General features: G+C 37.7%; 17 protein-coding genes and 1 pseudogene. 9 read left to right on the top strand and 9 right to left on the bottom strand.

Annotation, left to right across the window (positions count from 1 at the left end):
- Positions 1 to 55: 55 nt before the first annotated feature.
- On the bottom strand, positions 56 to 784 hold the full coding sequence (locus IW15_RS12670) for an AAA family ATPase (protein ID WP_034711691.1): 729 nt from the start codon (positions 782 to 784) through the stop codon (positions 56 to 58).
- A 1183-nt stretch (positions 785 to 1967) separates the two neighbouring features.
- Here IW15_RS12670 and IW15_RS12665 point away from each other — a divergent pair.
- Positions 1968 to 2303: a DMT family transporter gene (locus IW15_RS12665; RefSeq protein ID WP_034711689.1), complete on the top strand. Its 336-nt coding sequence runs from the start codon at positions 1968 to 1970 to the stop codon at positions 2301 to 2303.
- Positions 2304 to 2444: 141 nt separating this feature from the next.
- Here IW15_RS12665 and IW15_RS12660 read toward each other — a convergent pair whose 3' ends face one another.
- Positions 2445 to 3419, bottom strand: a complete 975-nt coding sequence (locus tag IW15_RS12660; protein ID WP_034711687.1) for a DUF6268 family outer membrane beta-barrel protein — start codon at positions 3417 to 3419, stop codon at positions 2445 to 2447.
- A gap of 3 nt (positions 3420 to 3422) precedes the next feature.
- Positions 3423 to 3854, bottom strand: a complete 432-nt coding sequence (locus IW15_RS12655) for a hypothetical protein (protein WP_034711957.1) — start codon at positions 3852 to 3854, stop codon at positions 3423 to 3425.
- A gap of 193 nt (positions 3855 to 4047) precedes the next feature.
- On the opposite strand from IW15_RS12655, the gene IW15_RS12650 reads away from it, so the two are divergent.
- Both IW15_RS12650 and IW15_RS12645 read left to right on the top strand, forming a co-directional pair.
- The gene (locus IW15_RS12650) at positions 4048 to 5127 is read left to right on the top strand and encodes a sensor histidine kinase (RefSeq protein WP_034711685.1); all 1080 of its coding nucleotides are present in this window, start codon (positions 4048 to 4050) and stop codon (positions 5125 to 5127) included.
- The gene (locus tag IW15_RS12645; RefSeq protein WP_034711683.1) at positions 5124 to 5849 is read left to right on the top strand and encodes a LytR/AlgR family response regulator transcription factor; all 726 of its coding nucleotides are present in this window, start codon (positions 5124 to 5126) and stop codon (positions 5847 to 5849) included. Before IW15_RS12650 ends, IW15_RS12645 begins: the two co-directional genes overlap by 4 nt.
- Before the next feature lie 41 nt (positions 5850 to 5890).
- On the opposite strand, the gene IW15_RS12640 is transcribed toward IW15_RS12645, so the two are convergent.
- The 3 genes and pseudogenes from IW15_RS12640 to IW15_RS12630 all read right to left on the bottom strand — a co-directional run bounded on the left by IW15_RS12640 (position 5891) and on the right by IW15_RS12630 (position 7822).
- Positions 5891 to 6289, bottom strand: coding sequence for a YybH family protein (locus IW15_RS12640; RefSeq protein WP_034711682.1), 399 nt, complete (start codon positions 6287 to 6289; stop codon positions 5891 to 5893).
- Between the two features lie 18 nt (positions 6290 to 6307).
- Positions 6308 to 6931: pseudogene (locus tag IW15_RS12635) on the bottom strand (class I SAM-dependent methyltransferase).
- A gap of 156 nt (positions 6932 to 7087) precedes the next feature.
- Entirely contained in the window at positions 7088 to 7822 is a 735-nt protein-coding gene (locus IW15_RS12630; RefSeq protein WP_034711680.1) for a DNA-formamidopyrimidine glycosylase family protein, read from the bottom strand.
- Positions 7823 to 7892: 70 nt separating this feature from the next.
- Here IW15_RS12630 and IW15_RS12625 point away from each other — a divergent pair, with 70 nt between their 5' ends.
- Both IW15_RS12625 and IW15_RS12620 read left to right on the top strand, forming a co-directional pair.
- Positions 7893 to 9248 (top strand): deoxyguanosinetriphosphate triphosphohydrolase, encoded by a 1356-nt coding sequence (locus IW15_RS12625; RefSeq protein ID WP_034711955.1) that lies wholly within the window; start codon positions 7893 to 7895, stop codon positions 9246 to 9248.
- Between the two features lie 56 nt (positions 9249 to 9304).
- On the top strand, positions 9305 to 10234 hold the full coding sequence (locus IW15_RS12620) for an SPFH domain-containing protein (RefSeq protein ID WP_034711679.1): 930 nt from the start codon (positions 9305 to 9307) through the stop codon (positions 10232 to 10234).
- A gap of 69 nt (positions 10235 to 10303) precedes the next feature.
- Here the strand turns inward: IW15_RS12620 and IW15_RS12615 are convergent, their stop codons facing one another.
- Positions 10304 to 10651 (bottom strand): DUF4377 domain-containing protein, encoded by a 348-nt coding sequence (locus tag IW15_RS12615; RefSeq protein WP_034711677.1) that lies wholly within the window; start codon positions 10649 to 10651, stop codon positions 10304 to 10306.
- A 148-nt stretch (positions 10652 to 10799) separates the two neighbouring features.
- On the opposite strand from IW15_RS12615, the gene IW15_RS12610 reads away from it, so the two are divergent.
- From IW15_RS12610 to IW15_RS12595, 4 genes are all read left to right on the top strand, one after another.
- Positions 10800 to 12815: a hypothetical protein gene (locus IW15_RS12610; protein ID WP_051882000.1), complete on the top strand. Its 2016-nt coding sequence runs from the start codon at positions 10800 to 10802 to the stop codon at positions 12813 to 12815.
- 406 nt (positions 12816 to 13221) lie between these two features.
- The gene (locus tag IW15_RS12605) at positions 13222 to 14775 is read left to right on the top strand and encodes a hypothetical protein (protein WP_034711675.1); all 1554 of its coding nucleotides are present in this window, start codon (positions 13222 to 13224) and stop codon (positions 14773 to 14775) included.
- A gap of 26 nt (positions 14776 to 14801) precedes the next feature.
- Positions 14802 to 16394 (top strand): hypothetical protein, encoded by a 1593-nt coding sequence (locus tag IW15_RS12600; RefSeq protein ID WP_034711674.1) that lies wholly within the window; start codon positions 14802 to 14804, stop codon positions 16392 to 16394.
- 48 nt (positions 16395 to 16442) lie between these two features.
- Entirely contained in the window at positions 16443 to 19985 is a 3543-nt protein-coding gene (locus tag IW15_RS12595; RefSeq protein ID WP_034711672.1) for a hypothetical protein, read from the top strand.
- 261 nt (positions 19986 to 20246) lie between these two features.
- On the opposite strand, the gene IW15_RS12590 is transcribed toward IW15_RS12595, so the two are convergent.
- Together IW15_RS12590 and IW15_RS12585 are read right to left on the bottom strand one after the other, a co-directional pair.
- Positions 20247 to 20606 (bottom strand): DUF962 domain-containing protein, encoded by a 360-nt coding sequence (locus IW15_RS12590; protein WP_034711671.1) that lies wholly within the window; start codon positions 20604 to 20606, stop codon positions 20247 to 20249.
- A gap of 118 nt (positions 20607 to 20724) precedes the next feature.
- Entirely contained in the window at positions 20725 to 22401 is a 1677-nt protein-coding gene (locus IW15_RS12585) for an APC family permease (RefSeq protein WP_034711670.1), read from the bottom strand.
- Positions 22402 to 22403: the final 2 nt, after the last annotated feature.

Below are 22403 nucleotides of genomic sequence, written 5' to 3'. Positions count from 1 at the left end.
TTAAAAAATAATTCTTTGGGTTAGAGCGAGGAAGTACGTAGATGTTTTCATTATTTTAATCTGCCTGTATTCTAACTTCTTGTTGAGTCTCCAATTTCTCAATCAAACGTCCTTTTACCACCGTAAAAGCATAATCCTTTGCTTCAGCAAAAGAAATGTCATACTTACGGTCAATATTTCTTAGATCTTCTGGAAATTTAGACAACAGACTATTATAATAGGTGTTTAAAAATTCCTGAGAAGGCATTTCGTAATTGATCTTTAGTTGGAAACGTCTTATTAACGCAGTATCAATGATCTCAGGGTGGTTGGTAGCGCACAGTAAGAGCGCATTTTCAGGATAATAATCGATCAGCTGGATCAATGTATTCACCAGCCTTCTCATTTCCCCGACATCTTTATCATCGCTGCCTCTGGCTTTTCCGATCTGGTCGAGTTCATCCAGAAATAAAACAGATCTTTCCCTGCCGGCTTTATCGAAGATCATTTTGATATTTTGTGATGTTTCTCCGATACGCGAAGAAACGATATTGCTGAGGTTAAGGATAAGAATATTTCTTCCCAAAGCATTCGCAAGCGCTTTTGCGGTCATCGTTTTCCCGCATCCTGAACTTCCCTGAAGCAATACTTTATTATTGACTGGAAGCCCATATTCCTGCAATTCTTTGAGGTATGTATGTTCTTTGATAAGCTGTACAAATTGTTCCCTGTTGTTGCCATCAAGGAATACATCCTGTAAGGTAACTTGTTCTTTGTCCTGGATAATGAGATTGTACAGATTCATGAGTAAAAGAAATTCGCTTTGTTGACCACAAAGATAAAACTTTCTTTAAGTCTGAAGTCCGGTTATGAAAAAAGAAAAGCCGAACTGGGGAGTCCGGCCAAACTATATATATTAAAATTTGTTTTGAAATAAGGGTATTTTATGTTTGGAGCTCTTTTACTCCGGTTGAGTAAAAGAGCGAATCTGGTGACCAGATATAAACATAAACAATACAATTTATATCTTCTACTAAAGAAGATAAGGTTTAGAAATTCTTAGTTGTTTTCTCTCTTTACAGTCATAAAGTAAGAAGCGAATACTACTAAACATGTTGCGATTCCGATGTAAGTGATCATTTTGTTTTATTTTTAATTATTTGACTTTATTTTATCAATCTTTCAATTGCAATATTACTACTTTCAAATCATGTGCCAAAACAAAACATTATGATGTATATCAGTAAGTTATAGATGTTTGTTCTTCGTTTTTTACCAATATTTGTTTACGTAAAATTAATATGTTATTGAGAATTTATTAATATGTTTATTATCTTATCTGTAAAATTTTGAAAATTTGACAATCAATTGAATACTTATATATTGGACTTGATAAAACAAAAAAGAAGGAATGGTATGCATAATATTACCGGATCGTATCATTTTTCTGCATTAATTTTTTTCGTGAAACGAATTTCTATGTTAATAAAATTTATTTTTCAGTCTGAATTTTTATCCCTGAATTTATTTTCAATCTGTCATGTTTTATGACAATAATGGCGGACCTATTGTCACTATTTATTGAAATAATGTCACGTTTTTAAACTGAGCTGTCCATTTCTATTGAGAAATGAAAATTATAATTTTGAAGATACTTTTGTTAAACGTCATTATTACAGCTGTTTATATTTATTTTGAAATGCAGTCTTGTCAGATTAATATAAAAGATTAGAGACTGACAATATAAAATGGAATGACCTTATGTAATATATATCAAATTATAATGATTTATTATGATGGAAAAGCTGAACTAATTTCCAGTTCAGTCTTCAGAAGATTCTTACAAATTTTGATTACTCAAGGGAAGGATGTTTTACATATTGCTAAGATGCAATGAAGAATGAAAATCAGTATAGATTTTCCAGATCCATAGCTCTCTTTTAATGGAAAAGCAAGCTATTTTCGTTACTTTTGTGTAAAAAGTAAATATGGGACGCAGTTATATTTTTCTTGCTTTGGCAATTACGTTTGAAATTATCGCAACTACTTTTTTGAAAAAATCTGAAGAATTTTCAAAGCTTTGGCCTTCGGTAGTGACTATCATAGGATATTCGGCAGCGTTCTATTTTCTGAGTCTGACGCTTCGGCAGATCCCTGTGGGAATTACCTATGCTATTTGGTCCGGAGTAGGGATTGTTTTCATCACCCTCATCGGAATTATAGCTTTTAAGCAAGTCCCGGATCTTCCTGCCATTATTGGAATAGCCCTGATCGTTATCGGCGTCATCATCATTAATGTTTTTTCTAAAATGGGAACGCATTAATGAGTGGGGTGTTTTAGATAATAGATATTAGATTTCAGACATCAGACACAAGATGTCTAACTTCATACATTATACATTATACATTATACATTATACTGGAAAAACTAAACACCAACAACCAAAACCAACAACCAATCACAACTATCTCACCCTCGGCTTTCCAAAAGGATTATAAGAAACCCCGACATTGAAATAGAATGCTGGTTTATTGGTAGATTCAAAAACATAATCTTTAAAAGATTTCTGCTTTTCAAATATTCTTGTTCGTGGCGTAGCCCGGATTCCGGTTTTTAAAGTACCGATAAAGTTTCCCCCTAAATTATGTTCATAAATCGCTCCGGAATTGATTTCCACCTGACGGAATTCATAGGTTTTATCGGAACGGTAAATGTAAAATGAAGTATTGTCCATTTCGCTTCCCAAGGAAATTCTTCCATTGGCGAAAATATCTTTTCTGATCAGTACTTTTTTAGGAAGCAATACATCCAGTACCCAGCCATTATTAAATTTATTTTCAAGGGTGAAAATCGGAAGGACGGGAATTTGTGTGCTGGGATCAATAAAAGCGGCGAGTCCCAGCATTATTTTAGTTTTTGGGGTTGCTTTCAATATAAGAGAACCGGTTACCATACCGCGGATCCTTTCAAAATGCTGTTCGCTCCCGTCTACAGAAGCTGTGGCGGTGTAAATGGCTGTTTTATTGAATAATCTTGAAAAATAGCTGAAATTTAACGCTTCAGAATGATAATGAAAATCTTTTTCCTGCGGGGCGGCTTCTGCTAATACCGGATGTTCCGTATTGAGTGAGGTGTAGCGGTAGTTCAGGGAAGTGCTCAGCAACAATTTTTGTTTTTTGATGAAATAAATATTAGCATTCGCTTTCACCTGTTGGAAGCTTTTAACTTTATTATCGGGCAAATCTCCGTTTTGTAACTTAGAGGTATATTGGTAAGGCATTACCTGGGTATATTCCACATTGAGATCTCTGGACTGCGGAAATTTATCGGCAACAAATGCCCGTACCCTCATGGGAATACTGTCTCGTTTCTGGGCATAGATTAGATTTTTAACCGGCAGGAATGCGATAGGAATAAAGAGTTTTCTTAAGGTTTTCATAGGTTATGATAGTAAGTGGATTATGGATTGAAAAAAGCTGAACTTAAATATTCTGTCATAATAGATATCAATGCTGTTTTCACTGATAAAATCGGTATAGTTACGATTTGAGCTGCTACCGGTATCTTCTTCCACAAATACAAACCAAAGTTCTTTGAGGTTATTTTTTCTTTTAAAATCTTCGTTGGCATTCAGATCTAGTGGGGCTGAATGTTTCAGATCATAAAATAAAATTCCCTTTCTTATCCCATGGTCTTCAATAATATTGATAGAGTGGTGCAGGTAATTAAGAATGATGATCTTGTGGTCATAACATTCTATAAAATGATACAGATCGATGAGCTGAATTACTTTTTCCTCCTGTTGGGCATCTGTCATAAAAAAGCATTCTAATGTTATCTGTTCAGTTAATTCCTGAAAAACGGCTAATTCCATAAGCATGTAAATTGAACGGGACAAAGGAATAGAGAAAAGTGTGAGAAGATTTGTTTTTTATACCAAAGGCCTTACAATTTATACCAAATCCGGAATCTCTCAACTTGGTATAATAAAATGCGGGGTTCGTATAATATTATAGAGAGGAATACCGTTATTACTTATTTTTGTCTACTTATAAAAGTGTTGAACCATGACAGGATACCATTCACCGAAAATGAAAGACACCTTAATCATCGATTTTCTGGTAGAAGACAAGTACCGGTTTTGGAGGCACTGTACATTTTTGCTTTTCTTTTTCGGACTGATGTACTTTGCCCGGTTCTGGCATTGGTTTTCCGGGATCTACCAATATTACGCTTTGGCGTTTGTCTATACATCACTGGTGATTATGGCTTATATTAATATGTATGTGCTGGTTCCGGTATTCTTCTTTCGGTCAAGATATATTGTATACGTTATATTTCTGTTGATGTTGGGAATAGGAGGGCTCAATCTGATTGGCTATGGATTTAACCATCTTTTTTCTGAGTACCGCCTGGATAGCATGGAGGGAGAAAACAGAAAGACTGGTCTGTATGAAGGAACGATGATGTGTATTTCTATCATTATGATGACAACCACTGTGAAATTACTCCAGAAATGGATACGGGATAATAAAAGAATCACAGAACTCAGTAACCTGACACTTCGGATGGAACTTAATGAACTGCGTAATCAGATCAATCCGCATTTCCTTTTTAATATGCTGAATAATGTCAAAGCCCTGATCAGGACTGACCCGGAAAAAGCGACAACAGTTATCATCAAACTGTCTGAATTCCTGCGCTATCAGTTGTATGAAAACGGTGAAGAAAAAACTTTACTGATTGCCGAAATAGAGTTTCTTTCCAATTTTATCAACCTTGAAAAAATAAGACGGGAAGATTTCTCTGTAGACATGAATGTAGCTATTGATAAAAGAACGCTGAACAGTATTTTTATCCCGCCCAATCTTTTTACCACCTTTGTGGAAAATGCAGTAAAACACAGTGTAGATATCAGCGGAAAAGGATATTATATTAAAATACATATGATAATGGAGAACAGAAAACTTCATTTTACATGCATCAATTCCAGAAATCCGGACTATCACCCTACAGAAAAGAATTCTGGTGGGTTGGGGCTTGCTAATATTAAGAGACGTCTGGAGCTTTTGTACCGCAATACCTATCATTTGGATATTGTTTCCACCGATAAAGAATACACTGTAAATTTAATTGTTCCCATATGAATTGTATTATTGTAGATGATGAGCCGCTGGCCAGGGCAGAAATGCAGTCTTTGATTCATGAAGTTTCAAAGCTTGATATTTTGGGAAGTTTTTCCAATGCTCCTGCTGCCATGGAGTTCTTAAAGACCACAGAAATCGATCTTATTTTTCTGGATATTGAAATGCCTTCGGTAACCGGTCTAGAGTTTGCGGCCCTGCTTCCAAAAGAAACCCTGGTAATTTTTACCACAGCCTATTCACAGTATGCCCTTAAAAGTTATGAGCTGGATGCAGTAGATTATCTTCTGAAACCTATTGAGGAAAAACGGTTGGAAAAAGCGATCAATAAAGCAGTTTTGTATAAAGACCTTCTCTCTAAAGAAACCGTGAAAAATACGGTGGAATCGAATACGGCAGATTTTCTATTTATCAAAGCAGACAGAAGGTATTACAAAATACATTTTTCTGATATTAAATTTATCGAAGGCCTGAAAGATTATGTGGTGATCCATACCCGGACCCAAAAACTCATTACCGCAATGAATCTGAAGACGATTCATCAGAAAATTCCGGCAAATAAGTTTCTACGGGTAAGCAAATCCTATGTGTTGAACATTGATTGTATTGATTCTTTCGACAATCATAATATCTACATCGAGGATTCAGAAATTCCGCTGGGTGAAGTATATAAATCAGATTTTTTTATACGATACTCAGGAAATTCTCTGAATCCCGAATCTTAAATAATATGAAAGAGCCTGAAACTGGAAGAGGGAAGTTGCTATTAATCCTCAAATAATTGTCCTGCAAACGGATTATCTACAAGCCATATCCAGATTCCTGCTTCATTTTTTTTCATCATGCAGGTCGTTGCTCCCTTCATTTCGATAGGGCTTCTATCCGGTGCATGAGCTTTCAGAATCCATTTATCGGCCCATACCGCAAGATTGCCCACAACAGTAGCTTTATGTTTAATCCCCTGAATATCGGGTTTCCAGCCACAGAGATGTTCTAATGGTTTTCTGATGTTTTCCAATCCTTTTATTTCCTCTCCATCTCTTTCAATATAAATCGCATCTTCATCGAAACAGCTTAAAGCACCTTCTAAATTACCCGTCAGGATGCAGTGTCTGAAGAATTTTACAGCATCAGCGGGTTGGGTTCTATCAAAATTTTGCGGCATTGTTTTTTTATCTGTCGGTTATCTTTTTTGTGCGACACATCGTATTACGGATCCTGTTCCATTGTGAAAAAGTCCTTCATTAAGCTCAATTTCGGTTTCTTCCAGCACTAAAAAATCATAATCCGGAAAATCTTCTTTAATCTCTTCAATGGAAAACAGAGATCCGAGGTCTTTTGGACCACCGACTTTTTCGTTTTTCAACACATAATCCAGGTGGCTTTTACTGAATGCTTCAAATATAATCATCCCTCCCTTGCCAAGATACTGACTAATCATTTGATGGATAGATGATTTGATCTCCGCAGGAAAATGAGCGTAGATTTATGCAATTACATCAAACTGTTCTGTTTTGAAAGAAAGGTTCTGAAGTTCACCCACCTGATATTCGATGGTGACTCCGTTGCTTTCGGCAAGCTGTAACGCTTTGTTTTTTCCTTCAGCACTGATATCAAACGCAGAAACTTCCCAGCCTGATTTTGCTGCAAAAACAGCATTACGGCCTTCTCCCTCGGCCGGAAAAAGGATGGTTCCTGGACTGAGTTTTTCCAGTTGTTCTTTTACATAAGTATTGGGTGCTGTGCCGTATGCAAATTCATTGCTGCTGTATCGCTCGTCCCATCGGTGAGTCCAACTATCTTTCATGGTTTTGTTTTTAAATAATAGACTATCGAAAAATCTTCTTTTTCTGATGGTTAAATTACAAAAAAACGAATAGCAAAGGCTTATGCATGACAAAAAACATACAATTTACAGCCAAAGAGAACTGCTTTGTTTTTTTATAGGCAGGTGATCTGTTTTCTAATACAGTTTCTGATCTTTTTCACAATAAAAACTGCTTCTCTTTCCAAGTCCTGTATTTTTCTTGATGACCTTTTGCCCGCAAACAGGACATATTTTTTTATGGTAGATCTGCCAGTGCTTCTTAAGAACAAATGCTCTTTTCCATTCCAGGAAATCGAAACTGTAATTTCTGGCTTCAGCGATCAGTTCTTTTAATTTTTTAGCAGGAAGTTTTCCGATTAAGCTTTCAGGGTGAACGCCGATCCTGAACAGAACTTCGTTCTTAATAATATTCCCGACTCCGGAGAAAATATCCTGATCCATTAATGCATCACACACCATCATTTCGGGTTTGGCTTTCAGTTTCTTTTCGGCTTTTTCAGGGCTCCAATTATCGCTTAAAATATCAGCTTCCCAATCAATGGCCGATAAAAATTCAGGATCAACGAGTTTTACAGAACAGGTGTAAAAGTACATGCCGCCTGTTGTAAATAATAAAGCCAATCGGAGGTTTTTATCTGGTTTGGTTTGCTCATCTACGCTGTAAGACCCAAACATTAAAAGATGAATCCTCACACTCACCTCATCAAAAATAAGATAAGTTTGCTTTCCAAAGGTTCGGATTTCAAGCAGCGTTTTTCCTTCCAGCATTCCGGTATCAATAGAAGCATTTCCTGATGCTTCTACCACTTTTTTCCCTGCGAATTTCTGCAGGTTTTCTTTCATGAGTAGTATAGAGGGTCCTTCAGGCATAGTTTTACTTTTCAATAAAAATTCAAATACTATTCCGTAAAACTAAAATTTGAAGTAATTTTGAAAAATGATGAACTTAAACCAGATTTTCACGAATCAGCGTACGGGAAATAATCCGCATACAAAGGCTTCAAGAACCGATTTTCAAAGAGATTTCGACAGAATTATTTTCTCATCCGCATTCAGGAGGCTCCAAAACAAGACTCAGGTTTTTCCTCTTCCCGGAAGTGTTTTTGTTCACAACAGGCTGACCCATTCACTGGAAGTTTCATCAGTAGGGAGAAGTCTGGGAAGTATCATTGGAGAATTTATTTCTGAAAATTTCAGGAATGAACTTACGGAGGATTCCAGCAGTTTTTATCTTCATAATCTGGGAAATGTGATTGCGGCGGCATGTCTGTGCCATGATGTTGGAAATCCAGCTTTTGGACATTCCGGAGAAGATGCCATTGCCAGTTATTTTGAAAGAAATGAAAACGATCTGAAATCTAAATTCAATGATAAAGAATGGGCGGATCTCGTTAATTTTGAAGGAAACGCGAATGCCATACGGGTATTAGCACACCAGCAGCAGGGTAAAGATGAAGGCGGTCTTCAGCTTACTTTTGCGACACTGGCTAGCATTGCAAAATATCCATGTGAAGCCATTGCTAAGAAAAAGGGAATTATTCATCGGAAGAAATTCGGTTTTTTTCAAAATGAAAAGGATACTTTTCTTGAAATTGCAAAAGCGACCCATTTAATTTCAGAAAGTGAAGAACCCCATATTTTTAAAAGACATCCGTTTGTATGGCTGGTAGAAGCAGCAGACGATATCTGCTATAATATTATTGATATGGAAGATGCCCACAGGCTGGGAATCGTATCTACTGCCGACTGCGAAAACCTGTTTTTCGAACTGGTAAAGTCTGAAAGCAGCGATACCAAAAGAATCAAAGATAAATTGGCTTCTATTTCCAATGATAATGAAAGAATTTCCTATTTGAGGGCAAAAGTGATCAATGCTTTAATTAATAAATCAATAGAAACCTATAAGCAGCATTTTGAAACGATCCTTCAGGGCAATTTGGAGCATGCGCTTCTGGATATGTATAAATCTGAAAATACAGCATTGCAGGAAATAGAAAAATTCTCTATCGCCAAAATTTACAATCATAAAGCAGTTGTAGAGATAGAAAATGCCGGATACAACGTAATGTACGAATTGCTGGATCATTTTATACCATCTGTTCTGAAGTCCGGAGATCAAAGAAAGTCCTATGATAAAATGGCTTTAAAACTCCTTCCTATTCAGTTTCTATACGAGCAGGGAACTGATTATGAAAAAGTATTGGGGGTGATTGATTTTGTATCAGGAATGACAGACAATTATGCCACCGACTTATACCGAAAAATAAAAGGAATTGACATTGGGATGACAGTATAGTAATTTCGTTCTTTCTATTTATAAAGAATTACAAACACATAAAAAAATTAAAAACTATGGCCTACTTAGGTATTATTATTTTCATTGGTCTTATGACCTTATTTGCTTCATTTTTTACCGTGAAGCAGGAGACCGCAGCAATTGTAGAACGGTTGGGTAAATTTCACTCGGTCCGTCATGCAGGACTTCAGTTGAAAATTCCTTATTTAGATAAAATTTCAAAAAGAATGAATCTTAGGATCCAGCAGCTGGATGTGATGATCGATACTAAAACTTTGGATAATGTTTTTGTGAAAATGAAAATTTCCGTGCAATTTCAGGTGATCAGAAGCCAGGTGGCGGATGCTTTTTATAGATTGGAAAGCCCGCACGATCAGATTACTTCTTATGTTTTTGATGTGGTAAGAGCAGAAGTTCCTAAATTAAAACTGGATGATGTTTTCCTGAAGAAAGATGATATTGCCGTTGCTGTAAAAGCAGAACTTCAGGAAGCAATGCAAAGTTATGGCTACGACATTATCAAAGCCCTGGTAACGGATATTGATCCGGACGAGCAGGTAAAACATGCCATGAACAGAATCAATGCTGCAGAAAGAGAAAAAACAGCAGCAGAATATGAATCTGAAGCCCAAAGAATTAGGATTGTAGCCGTAGCAAAAGCGGAAGCGGAATCTAAAAAATTACAGGGCCAGGGGATTGCAGACCAAAGAAGAGAGATCGCCAAAGGTCTTGAAGAATCGGTAAGAATGCTTAACAATGTGGATATTAATTCTCATGAAGCATCAGCACTTATCGTGGTTACCCAGCATTATGATACATTACATTCTATTGGGGCGACAAACAGAAGCAGCCTGGTATTGCTTCCAAATTCACCAACAGCAGCAAGCGGAATGCTGAATGACCTTGTGGTTGCGATGACTACTGCAAATACTGTAGGAGAGGCAACGAAAGGACATATTGATCCTCCCAAAAATCATCAACACTAAAATTCTTACAAAAGTTTGAGATACAAAAAATTCCGGCGCCCCAATGGGGCGCCGGAATTTTTATCTGTATTATTTCTTTGTTTTAGAAACCTGCTGTACCAATGTGTACTTTATAGAAGAGGCATCAGCGGGTGGATTGGCAATTTTTTCAGTTTTTACCTTTAATACATATTCATAACCCGGTTCATAGGTAAATCCTTCGATATTACTGTAGAAATTGGTCCAGTTTTCTGAAGCTTTTTCTTTTACCTGAAGGCATTTCATTGGGGCAACACCCGTACAGTCTGCAGTTTGAGGTCCTACGATGAATGTTTTTTCATCACCTTTGGCTGCATTGGCTGAGGTTGTGCACTGTGTCATTGCAAATAAGGCTACTGCAGGAACTGCTCCTTTTAAAATGGTTGCTATACTTTTCATAAGTCTGATTTTATCCTTACCCGACAATTATTATGCCGAACTGGTTTAAGGAAATTGTCGTGGTTCTACTCTTGTTTTTTATTTTTTAATTAATTAATTTGAACCCCCTTAATGATTGAAACCAAGTAAACAAATAGTACAATATAATATGGATAATCAAATTCAAAATTACAAAATCCAACAACCTGAAGCATGGGCGGGAATAATTGAAGATCAGGAAATTATAAATAGGATCAAAGATTCTGAATTTGCAAAAAAACAGATTGATGAAGGAAGAGATTACTGCTATTTTTTAGATAAAAAATATTACACCAGCAATACCGAAAACAGTGAATATGCCTGCATGGCCTATACACTGAATGAACCGGGGAATTTAGAGCGTGCATCAGCAACCGATGTGGTGGTTGAGGAAAATGAAGTATATAGCATTCACAGAATCAGTGTGCTGAGAGATGGCGTACTGATTGATAAAATTCCCGATACAAAAATTAAAGTACTGGACAGTGAAAATCAGAGCAGTGGGGGAGTATTAAGCAGCAATAAAAAGATCAATATCACCATAAAAGACCTGAGACTGTATGATGTTTTGATCATGGAAGATTCCAGGGTAAAAGCTTTTACGGACCGCGATTTTCTTAGAAAAGAATTCTCCAAATACGTTTGGGTAAGTCCGGATAATTATTGGGCATATGGAAGCTTTAAATTTACGATGATTAATGACCGTGAGCAGACGATTGCGTATAAAAAAACATTTTTCAGAGATGAAAACGGAAATGTCTTAGAACCGGAAATCAGCTATTTAAAAAAAGGTGAACAGTTTGTGATTGAAAAAGAAAATTATATCAATCCTGTGGATGCAGGACGTGAAATTTTCCCTTACATAGACTTCGCTACAGACAGCAACTGGAAAGATCTTTCCAATTATATTGCTCCTATGTATGAAGAAATTTTCAACAAATCTTCGTTGCAGGAATTTGCTCCGAATTTAGTGGAAAAGCTTGATGCCATAGCAAATCAGGATGAAAAACTTCAGTTTGCCATAGAATATGTTCAGAACCATATTTACTATGTGTTCAATGCGGATGAAATGAATGGCCATAAACCACAGGAGCCGGCCGTAACCTATGAAAACAAGCAGGGAGACTGTAAAGCAAAATCAGTATTGCTAAAAGTAATCCTGGACTATATCGGAGTGGATGCTTCTGTAGTTCTGGTGAATTTTCATACCGATTTTTATATTAAATATTACCTGCCTTCCTTATTGAATTTTAATCATGTCGTGGTAAAAGTGAATTATAAAGGAGAGGAATATTTCATTGATGCCACCATCCGTGATGAATTTGGGCTCATTGAAAACCGTGGGTTCATCTATTTTATGCATTACCTGGAAATAAAACATAATCAGGAGCTTCAGGTAAGAAAGCCTTATAAATTCCCATATTATTGTGTGGATGAAAAAATTGAATTCAATGCTGAGAATACCATCGGAACTTTAAAACTGACCACTGTTTACAGAGGAAATCGGGCGAATGCCATGAGAAGGTATTTTAAAAGCACCAATAAAAGAGAGATTGTCGACAGCTGGAACAACTTTCTGTTTTACGGGTTAAATTATTCCAGTGATAGAAACGGAACGGATATCAGAAATGTATTCAAGGATGCATCCATAGATATTGTAAGCGATGATAAAAAGCAGAATGAGTTTACCATTCATTATCAGACAACCGTTGAAAATCCTTATTACACAGATCCTCAGAAAAACCGATTCTTAATGTATTTTGACCGGAATGTGGTAAAGGCAAGCGCACGCGATTTTATCCATAAAGATCTTTCTTTCTGGCATAATTTCGACAGTGAAAAATATGAAATTAGTTTGTATACGGATCAGAAAATCGATACTGAGGAAAAGTACACGGTTCAGGAAAGTACCATTGCCAATCCGTATTTTGATTATAAAAGCCGTAAAAAAGTGACTAAAAACGGAGCCACGGTATTCATCGAGTACAATCCTCTCGTTAATCTGGAAATCCCTCAAAAAGACTTTGAAACATTCAGAACAGACCATCATACAATAGCAGACAGTAATTTTGGATTGGGTGTTGATATTATAGAACCCGGATTGATGAACAGGCTTAAATTCAGTTTTAAAAAGAAATTTAAATAAGCTTTAAACTTACTTTAAATTCTAAAATACTATTGTTTATGATTCCGGCGGCCAAAGGCCGCCGGAATCATTTTTATCCATTTTTTAGTTTTATATAACTTATTTCCCGAAGATAAGTTCATTCTTATAATTCATTAAAATACATATACTTAATTCAGTATTTGTACTGAATCTATATCAAATTACCATTCTTATATTTGATCATTAATTAACTAATAACCATTACCATTTAAAAAAAAAATTACATAAAATTTTTTTGATTTTTTATAATATTTTTCAATCGGTTATGAATGTTAGAAACCTAATTTTTTTAAAAATATATTTTAAAAAACGATAACGATTGAATTCATACTGTTAGATATTCAATATATAACACATAAAATAATCATCAATATAATTAATAGAAATGGTAAATACTTTAATTTTCAACGCATATGATATAGTTGTTTCATTTACACAAGCAACAATTAATGCAGAACTGGTAAAACTTGCAAGTGGTGGTACAATAAAAAAAGAAATCGTTCTTTATCGTATCCTGAATAGTGCAAATATCTATGAATACACTGTTGTCAATACAGCCGTTGATATACCACAGGGAGCAGAATTTATCGATGGGGTGGTTGTTCCTGGCATTGATATCAACAAGTCAGGAAGTGATATAGTATTGACTCTTAACTTTGTTTCCGGCAATGCATCATTTATCGATAAGAATGGCTTTGGGCCTCTGGCTAAGCTAAAGCAATATGATATGGCAGGCTGGAAATACGGCTTTACTGTTAATCTTGATCTTTCAGCTTATAATCATGATGATAAACGTATTCCCTCACCGGAAGTACAGGCAGAGCTTAATGGGTTCAGTGCAGCTAATTTATCGATTGGCTGCTTGTTTCTTGATTTTATGTCTACAGATTTAAAGAGTACGGTGCCTGCGGAAACCTCCTGCCCTGCAGAGATGACTGAATTTATGAGCTACTACTTTAAGCATTTGGATGCAACGGGAAATCCTTACATTCTGGGTTATAGTGCAAGTGCAAATAACGGGAGTTCATTTTCACAGAATATCCCACCGACCCTTAAACCAGTGGGTACAAATTATACTATGTTTTCTGATCCTGTCTATTCTGGATTAAGCAATCTGAATTATACGTTGGTAACAGAAGGAGGACACGGATCGGCTTCAGGAACACCAAATACACTTGATACAAATTGGTTTACACCCAATGATAAAGCGGCAGGGAAAATGATGATTTCTGCCAACTGTTTTTTAGAAGCGCTTATTCTACGGCCTTTTTATAATAACCTGCAGCAACAGACTATTGCACAGGTATCCCAACACATAAATGTGGGTGCGGGCAATTCTTATGAGGCGGCAAAGTCCATACATAACAATACCTGGTCATTCAATATTTCTAATGTAAATGGTGGAGATGACCAATATATCAATCAGTTTAATGTTAGTCTTGATAATGTTGATGGAGCGGTCATTTTGAATTTTACGGGAAATCTTCACATATATAAAGAAGTATCTAAAGATTGCTTTTTCTGTACAGCCAGGGCATATGCCAGCGCGGATATCGGCTGGAATGGTACAGTAAAAATATTTATAGCCAATGGTGAACTTGCCATTGACAAATCATTTGGTATCGTTAGCCAGCATTCGGATCATGATACCAATACGTGTGCGGATGCATTCAGCTGGATGGGGAAGATTATCGGGGGTATCCTCGATGTATTCACAGGCTGGACGGATAATGGGATGTTCTCAAATCTGCTTTCTGATGCCTTCAGTATCAGTCTGCCCGGTATTGGCAACCTATCCGTTGGATTGGGGAATTTTTCAAATACTGCCAGCAGTATGGTATTAACACCTACCGGTTCCAATTATAATCTGGCTCCATCTGGAGACTCCCCGGCAATGGATGCTCTTGGTAATATCTATATTGACCTTTCTCTGAATTAATAAAAAAACTTTTAACCAATAATTTCATGAAAAATACATTTATTTTCAATCAGTTTGACATGGTCGTATCCATGACTCAGCAAACCATTAATGACCAGTTGACCCATCTACTGAGAACCGGAACCATTAAACCTACCTTTATCCTCGCCCAGGTAATAGAAGGCAATAATTATGTATATAAAATACTTGATGATGCCAGCCAGATCCCGCCGAACAGTGCCTACATTAATGCCAATATTCTGCCTCAGGTTAATATCTCCAATAGTGGCCTTGACATCACTTTCATCATCAATATGCTGTCAGGTACTGCAGCATTCTGGTTTGGAAACGGCCCAATGGCTAGGTTGACCGAATTTACCATCGATAACTGGAGCTATGGGATAGACGTAAATATGGATATTTATAAGCTGGAACAGGATGATATCGGCAAAAAAATAGTGGTACCGCCACTGGTTGAAAATCAATTGAAGAATTTTACAGACAAAATGTTTTCTGTAAACTCCCTGCTCATGGATTTTGAGTCTGTTGATCTTATCCAGTTTAACCCAACACATACCAGCGCTGGAAAAGCTGGTGATATAGGCATAGAGCAGATGGTACTTTTTATGCAGTTTTACCTGAAGTGGTTAATCGCATCTGGCAACCCTTATGTGCTGGGGTATGCGATTAATCAGAATGATCAAACGCAGGTGCCTCAAAATGAAGAAGTACCGGATTCATTAAAGCCAGTCGGTACTACTTATTCTATGTACTGTGATGCTGAAAAACCGGAAAAAAGCAATCTAAATTTTGTACTGGCTACTAAGGGCGGATTTGGTCATATTTCTGGTTCACCGGGTACCTTTGATACCAACTGGATTGGGGATAATGAGGATATTAATGCTAAAATGATTATTTCGCATAATGATCTTGTAGAAGCACTGATTCTCAAGCCGCTTTATCAAAGCCTGCAAGATAGTGTATACTCGCAGATTAAAGATAATATTAGTGTATCGTCAGGGAACACGTATGACGCGGGGAAGAAAGTAGACGCCACAGGTATATCTTATGTAATTTCCGATATCAGTACTGGTGATGATCAATATGTAAATAAGATGAATGTTACTCTTAACAATAAGGAGACCAGTGTGGATATTACTGTTAAAGGTCATATACAACTGTATAAAGAGGTTGATAAAAATATGGGTGTTTGTACTGCTAAGGCCCACGCAGGTGGTACCGTAGACTGGACGGGTACCTTTACGATCGAGTGTACAAAAGATGAAATGGGTAATCCTACCTTAAAGCTTACACAAAGCACGACAATCGATAATGTCACTCAGAGTTCGGATAAAAATACATGTGCAACTGCCTTCGAATGGATCGGGAAAATCCTGGGAACCATTCTTGATGTACTGACTCTTGGGTTGGATCAGAATTTCTTTAGCAAGCTGTTTGATGATCTTATGGATCTCAAGATTCCGAAAATTGGAAATATTGGAAATGCCTTTGTGAATATATCGAATTCTGCCCGTACCACTATTCTGTTACCAGGAGGCCAGGTGTTCTTTTTTAAAACACCTTCTATTGATACAGAAGGTAATTTCTACCTGCAGCTTACTTATAAATCTGAAAATTAACCGGTTCGCATAAGATCTCATTTTTTTAAACCATTCAAATAAAATATTATGGAAAAACATTTAAGTGATTTGCTCACCTTACCGGCAAGTGGATTACAAGACATAACATCGGTTCAGATGCTTGTATCGTGCGAATTAATGAAGAACCAGCTTCCTGCATCGCCAATAGAGCCTAATGATAATATACAGGTAGCCCAGGATAGTAATGGGCAGCCATTGATTTTTACCATAGGAACTGATGGCGTATTTCGGCTGCTGCGTTTTGCCAATGGTTCTTCGGAAGGATATACGTCGCTTGACCTTTTAAGCGGTCTTACGGGTTATGATAAAGCGATTACGTTTGATCTTTCGGAAGATCTGACAGGCAGAATTTCCATTGCATTTGCACTGAAGCGTCAGAATAGCAATTTTACCGATCTGTTCATTGCCGAAAATATTCCCGGAGATTCTGATTGGTCAGCATTTGCGGCTTCATGTAAAAAGATTCAGGGTATTGATTCTTCCTTTACCGCAGATCATATCCGGCTTGGTGCTACAGATATCAACAATTCTGCACTGATCCTGATATCTGGCAATATTAACAGCAATGAATATTACTATCAGGTCAGCGGAAGCGATCTGGGAGCTGTGAAGATGGAACTTCCCGAGAATGTGCACCAGCCAACTGAGATCGAGACTGGCTTCGCATTCGGGCAGAAGGGAAAGTTCTTCCTATATAATATCGGGGGCAGCCAAACCCTGGAATGTACTACGCTGGCTGATAAGTTTGAAGGCAGTATTGTATATGACTTCAGTCCGGGGAATGCATCAATACCCGCGGCATACCGCAACCTGATTTACAACTGCATGGCTACGGCAACCGGCAGGGAAACCAATCCGATGCTGATCTCTTCTGACCTGTACGTAGGAACCAACCAAGGTATTATCCTATTCAATGGATGCCGGATTAATAACGTAGGATTTCAGCTGGTTACGGATCAGATAAAGGATGTACACCAATTGTACATCACGGAAGATGCTAATAGTATATCACTGTGGGCGATGGCCAGTCCCAGTCGTTTATATTACATCTATGGTAAGAAAGATGCCAACGGATATACCTGGAATGATGCTATTCTTTTTAACTCCGGCATTACCCATATCGCACCCATTCGTAATAAGACCACGCTGACTAATGAACTTTATCTGGTGGACCAAAACGAAAATCTGATCCATTGCTGGCAAGACCCCGCTTCCACAATATGGAACCAACGTACGCTTAATACAAAAAAAGAAGCTTTCCTGCTTGACTTTAATTCCTTTACCACTCAGGTGACACTGGCGGATCAAAATGGTAAAATACTTGCGGGACAGCAGCTGGCAATAACCTCTTCTGAATGGCTGTTTGTAACCATCAACGGTAAAGTGTACAGCCTGGATATTGACACTCCGGCCATTGTACCTACAGACAGCAGAGGAATGATTAATATTATCCAGATGACAGATCATATTGCTGCTCCCATATTCCATTTTGAAGCTCCTTTTTTAAATAAAGTGGTTAATATTTATCCAAACGGAAAAATAGAAAAAAGTCTTTCAGTGATCACTTCCGGTGATGATCTGAAAAATGCAAAAGATCCGAATGGGAATCCTGTACTCACCACGGTACCATCCGGAGATACATTGGATGGGGTAGCGGCCAATCTCAGCCAGATGACTACTGCCGCCGCCGCTCATAAAACAGGCCAGGTAAAGGATGGTGATCTGTTTGTATCTGTTACAGACAAAGGAGTCAAAGAATCAGGAAAACTTAATCTAAGCCATCTTCCGGATAATTTTATGATCGGTATGAAGCTGAGTGATGGTATATGGCAGCCGCATACAGAAAGCATTGGGCTTATGAAAAATAGTGTGTTTGATGATATTCTGACCTTTGCAGGAGATGCATTCCAGTGGTTGGAGAATGCTTTTGTGGACGGTATTAAACTGATAGAAAAAGGAGTTACATACCTCAAAGATGGGGTGAACTTTGTCATAAGTAAAGTGGGAGATGCCCTGCACTTCGTACTTACAATAGCAGATAAAGTACTTACCATTGTACTCGATACTATGGTGACGGTTTTTAAAGCTATTAATTGGGTGTTACAGCTGATAGGCATAGACTTACAGGCTATTCTTCGCTGGCTGGGCCATCTTCTTGGCCTTGACGATATCTGGGAAACCCATAAAGTAATTGCAGCACTGATGACGAATGCCGTCAGTTATGGAGCTGTACTTGTGGAGAACGGGCTAGACCAACTGGAAGCTTTTTTGAGCAAGACATTGAATGATGCAGAAAACTTAGTACTAAACCAAGTATTGCCTGCCGGGATTTCCACCCAGAGTCTCAGTCAATCCAACTCTCTGGACAATCCTTTGAATTCATCGGCAGGAAACTGGATTTTCTCGCAAATTGCTAATAATGGTTTGTTCAATGGGGGTTCAGCAGGTTCTGTCAGTCATAACCCTTTTGAGCAGTTTGCCAATGATGTGATCACACCTACTGTATCTGCATTGATTACCGACCTGGAAAATACTTTCAAGGATTTTACAGGCTTGCTCGCAGGCAATGTAGATGATGCCTTTAAAATGATCAGAGATCTCATCAAGATGATAATTGATCCTATTAAGACAATTATTTTAGGTATGATCAAGTTTTTAAAAGAGCTGACTGGCGACTTGCAGGCAGCGTTGACGGGAAGTCTGGATATTCCATTTCTAAGTACCATGTATAAGTACTTTACGGCGCTTTTAGGTGAGAAAGAAGACCTGACGATAGTTAATGCTATTTCATTTATTATTGCTATTCCTTATACTTATATCAGTAAAATATTTATTGGTGCAGCTCCTTTTGCAGATAGCGATTATGGGATGAAGAGCAGCGGGTATTTCAATGATCTGTTTGCCAGCCAGCCCTCACCATTCAAGCTATCTGGTAACGTAGCAGCACTGGAAGCCAGTGCGGGACTTACCAGGTCTGCAGTTACAGCAACTAAAGAAACCAGCGGGGCCTCATCTGCTGCAATAAACTATTCTAGAATTGGGGGATCTATTGCATCCTTATCTTCCATCCCTGCAGGTATTCTCAATATGATTTCCTTTTTAGATGATAGCGAAGAGCCAGGGTTAAGTACAATGGATAAAGTGTCACTGGGGTTCTCGGTAGTTACGGCTGCACTCACTTTCCCAATCAAGAAAGAAGGACAGAATGAGGATTCTTATATTTTAAGAACGACTTCCTGGGTTCTGTCAGTAATCAAGGATATCGGATTCAAATTCATCCCTGTTAAAAAGATAGCGGCAGGTTCAGAGTCTATTGTAGATATTGTTATTTTATGCTTATCACTTCCGGCAAACATTCTTAACAGCGAAAATGGATGGTCTTATTCACAGGATATCCTGTCTAATGCGGGAGGATCTGCTGCAGCTGGTGGAATGGCTTTAAAAGAAACAGAGGCAGGACCGGTGGTCGGTGTAATAGGAGCAGGAATTGCTTACTTCGGTGCTGTTATTGGAATGGTGAATTGTATACAATCCGATGACATTGTGCATGTTGTAAATCCAGGAGGCTAAAAGCTAATGATCAATCATATTGTTTCCCCTGTATTCTGTGCTGCGATTGTTCAGTAATGTCATTCGAGATCGTACTATAAACTTCGTGACAGTAAATCATATATAATTCCAATATAAAGCCGTCTCAAAACTTAATTTGAGGCGGCTTTATATTGGAATACTCATTGTGTGAGCCAAAATATGAGGTTATCATGCTGCAGACGGTTGAAATCAATTTTAATCCAGGATAGAATTATCTAATTTTTTTAATTTAAAAGTGAATCATTTAACTTCAACCTCTGAACTTTCAGTTTCCTTGGGTTTTGATGTGATTCCTCTGAATTTCTGCTTACCAATCAACAGCTCAAAAAACAATCTGAAATCAGAGATTAAGGACCAGATCGGATATTTAAAAGTAGCTGGCCTGTTTTTTTCAATGACAGCGTGACTGAACCAGGCGAATCCGTATCCAAAGATCGGGACGTACCATAAAAATCTTTCTTTTCCTGAACTGATCACATACCAGATTACCCCAAATACAAGAAGGGTTCCGATAAAATGAAAAATTCTGGTTCCTGTTTTACTGTGTTCGGTAAGATAGAACTGATAAAATTCGCGGTATGTTTTTATTCTTTCAGACATGGGAGTATTAGTTTAGGGTTGTTGAGGTTAAAGCAATAATTCCGCCAATCTGAAAAGAAAAAAGGCGAATTTGCTGCTCTGCAAACCCGCCTTTATATTTTATGCTTAATAATCTTCTTTAAACAGACTGCTTTCTAAGCTTACTGTTTCTATAACCGTAGCAGAAATAGATCACCAGACCTACCGCAAACCACATTCCGAACCAGAACCAGTTTTCGTGGCTCATTCCGGTAAGCAGGTATAAACAAGAGCTTAAACCGATTAAAGGAATTAAAGAGAAGTTTTTAAGAAAAGTAACGATACAAAGCACCAGATTAATGATAATGAAAACAAAGATCGATGCTCTGAATTCCCCTTCTTTGGGATCTTTCCAGTCCATTAACGTGGCGAAAAATCCAGGCTGCCAAAAGTAGAAACCAATTAATGCGCCGATAAATATAATCGGAAAAATGATTTTACCGTTAATATAAGGAAGATGGAATCTGCCTTTGATTTTTTCTTTGGCAGGAAGCATTAAAACGCCGGCACATACCAAAACAAAAGCGAAAATAGTCCCGATACTTGTAAAATCAAGGATAAATGTTTTATCTGTAAATAAGATAGGAACTCCTACGGCAATACCGGTTACGATCGTTGCAAATGAAGGTGTTTTATATTTTGGATGCACAGTTTTGAATTTTTCAGGCATCAGCCCGTCACGGCTCATGGCATACCAAATTCTGGGCTGTCCCATCTGGAATACTAATAATACGGTAGTAATAGCCACAATAGCTACAAATGAAACCACAAGTTCCATCCATGCGACATTAGCATTCGTTTTTTCAAAGATGAAGGAAAGCGGATCTCCGATACCGTCAAATTTTCGGTAATCAACCATTCCTGTAAGTACCAATGTTAACGCAATATAAATAACAGTACACAATACAAGTGAAATGATCATCCCTTTTGGTAATGTCTTTTGAGGATCTTTTGTTTCTTCAGAAAGTACACTTAATGCATCAAAACCGATATAAGCAAAGAAAACCCCGGAAACAGCGCTCATTACCCCAGCGAAACCATTAGGCATGAAAGAAGCAACCTTCGTTTCTGGATTGATAGGTGTCCAGTTTTCTGTATTGATATAAGAGAAACCTACAAGAATAACCAAAACAATTACGGCTAATTTTAAGATTACCAATGAGTTGTTGAAATTTTTACTTTCCTTAACCCCCACATAACAAAGCCATGTGATCAATCCGTTGATAACCAAGGCAGGAACATCAACAATGAATTTTAAGCTTCCGATCAAAGGTGCGGATTTCCAGGCATTAATCAATTCTGTATTGGTAGAACCGTTCATGAATGCTTTTTTAGCCTCCGTGTAACTGCAGGTAAGGTAATCGGGAATATGCATGCCTAAACGATGCAGAAAACTGGTGAAATAATCCGACCATGAAAAGGCTACATATATATTTCCGAATGAATATTCCATGATCAGAGCCCAGCCAATGATCCAGGCGATCAATTCCCCGAAACTTGCGTAAGCATAAGTATAGGCGGAGCCTGCTGTAGGAATTCTGCTGGCAAATTCAGCGTAGCATAATGCCGTAAAACCACAGGCGAAACCACAGATCAAATATAGCAGGATAACACCGGGACCGCCTCTGAAAACGGCTTCTCCTAAACTGCTAAAACTTCCTGCTCCAATAATGGCCGCAATGCCAAAAAAAACGATGTCCCAAACGCCTAAAACTCTTAAAAGGCTGGTAGATGTGTCCGTCTCTGAATAGATTTTTCTTCTAAAAAGCTGATTCATTC

The organism is Chryseobacterium soli, assembly GCF_000737705.1.
GTDB classification, from domain to species: domain Bacteria; phylum Bacteroidota; class Bacteroidia; order Flavobacteriales; family Weeksellaceae; genus Chryseobacterium; species Chryseobacterium soli.
The sequence above is the reverse complement of the archived record's forward strand: the minus strand, read 5'-3'. Positions and strand labels throughout refer to the sequence as shown.

Bases quoted from the DNA above. Each gene is read 5' to 3' on its own strand.
- IW15_RS12670 (WP_034711691.1), bottom strand. From the start codon at position 784: ATGAATCTGTACAATCTCATTATCCAGGACAAAGAACAAGTTACCTTA.
- IW15_RS12665 (WP_034711689.1), top strand. From the start codon at position 1,968: ATGGGACGCAGTTATATTTTTCTTGCTTTGGCAATTACGTTTGAAATT.
- IW15_RS12660 (WP_034711687.1), bottom strand. From the start codon at position 3,419: ATGAAAACCTTAAGAAAACTCTTTATTCCTATCGCATTCCTGCCGGTT.
- IW15_RS12655 (WP_034711957.1), bottom strand. From the start codon at position 3,854: ATGGAATTAGCCGTTTTTCAGGAATTAACTGAACAGATAACATTAGAA.
- IW15_RS12650 (WP_034711685.1), top strand. From the start codon at position 4,048: ATGACAGGATACCATTCACCGAAAATGAAAGACACCTTAATCATCGAT.
- IW15_RS12645 (WP_034711683.1), top strand. From the start codon at position 5,124: ATGAATTGTATTATTGTAGATGATGAGCCGCTGGCCAGGGCAGAAATG.
- IW15_RS12640 (WP_034711682.1), bottom strand. From the start codon at position 6,289: ATGCCGCAAAATTTTGATAGAACCCAACCCGCTGATGCTGTAAAATTC.
- IW15_RS12630 (WP_034711680.1), bottom strand. From the start codon at position 7,822: ATGCCTGAAGGACCCTCTATACTACTCATGAAAGAAAACCTGCAGAAA.
- IW15_RS12625 (WP_034711955.1), top strand. From the start codon at position 7,893: ATGAACTTAAACCAGATTTTCACGAATCAGCGTACGGGAAATAATCCG.
- IW15_RS12620 (WP_034711679.1), top strand. From the start codon at position 9,305: ATGGCCTACTTAGGTATTATTATTTTCATTGGTCTTATGACCTTATTT.
- IW15_RS12615 (WP_034711677.1), bottom strand. From the start codon at position 10,651: ATGAAAAGTATAGCAACCATTTTAAAAGGAGCAGTTCCTGCAGTAGCC.
- IW15_RS12610 (WP_051882000.1), top strand. From the start codon at position 10,800: ATGGATAATCAAATTCAAAATTACAAAATCCAACAACCTGAAGCATGG.
- IW15_RS12605 (WP_034711675.1), top strand. From the start codon at position 13,222: ATGGTAAATACTTTAATTTTCAACGCATATGATATAGTTGTTTCATTT.
- IW15_RS12600 (WP_034711674.1), top strand. From the start codon at position 14,802: ATGAAAAATACATTTATTTTCAATCAGTTTGACATGGTCGTATCCATG.
- IW15_RS12595 (WP_034711672.1), top strand. From the start codon at position 16,443: ATGGAAAAACATTTAAGTGATTTGCTCACCTTACCGGCAAGTGGATTA.
- IW15_RS12590 (WP_034711671.1), bottom strand. From the start codon at position 20,606: ATGTCTGAAAGAATAAAAACATACCGCGAATTTTATCAGTTCTATCTT.
- IW15_RS12585 (WP_034711670.1), bottom strand. From the start codon at position 22,401: ATGAATCAGCTTTTTAGAAGAAAAATCTATTCAGAGACGGACACATCT.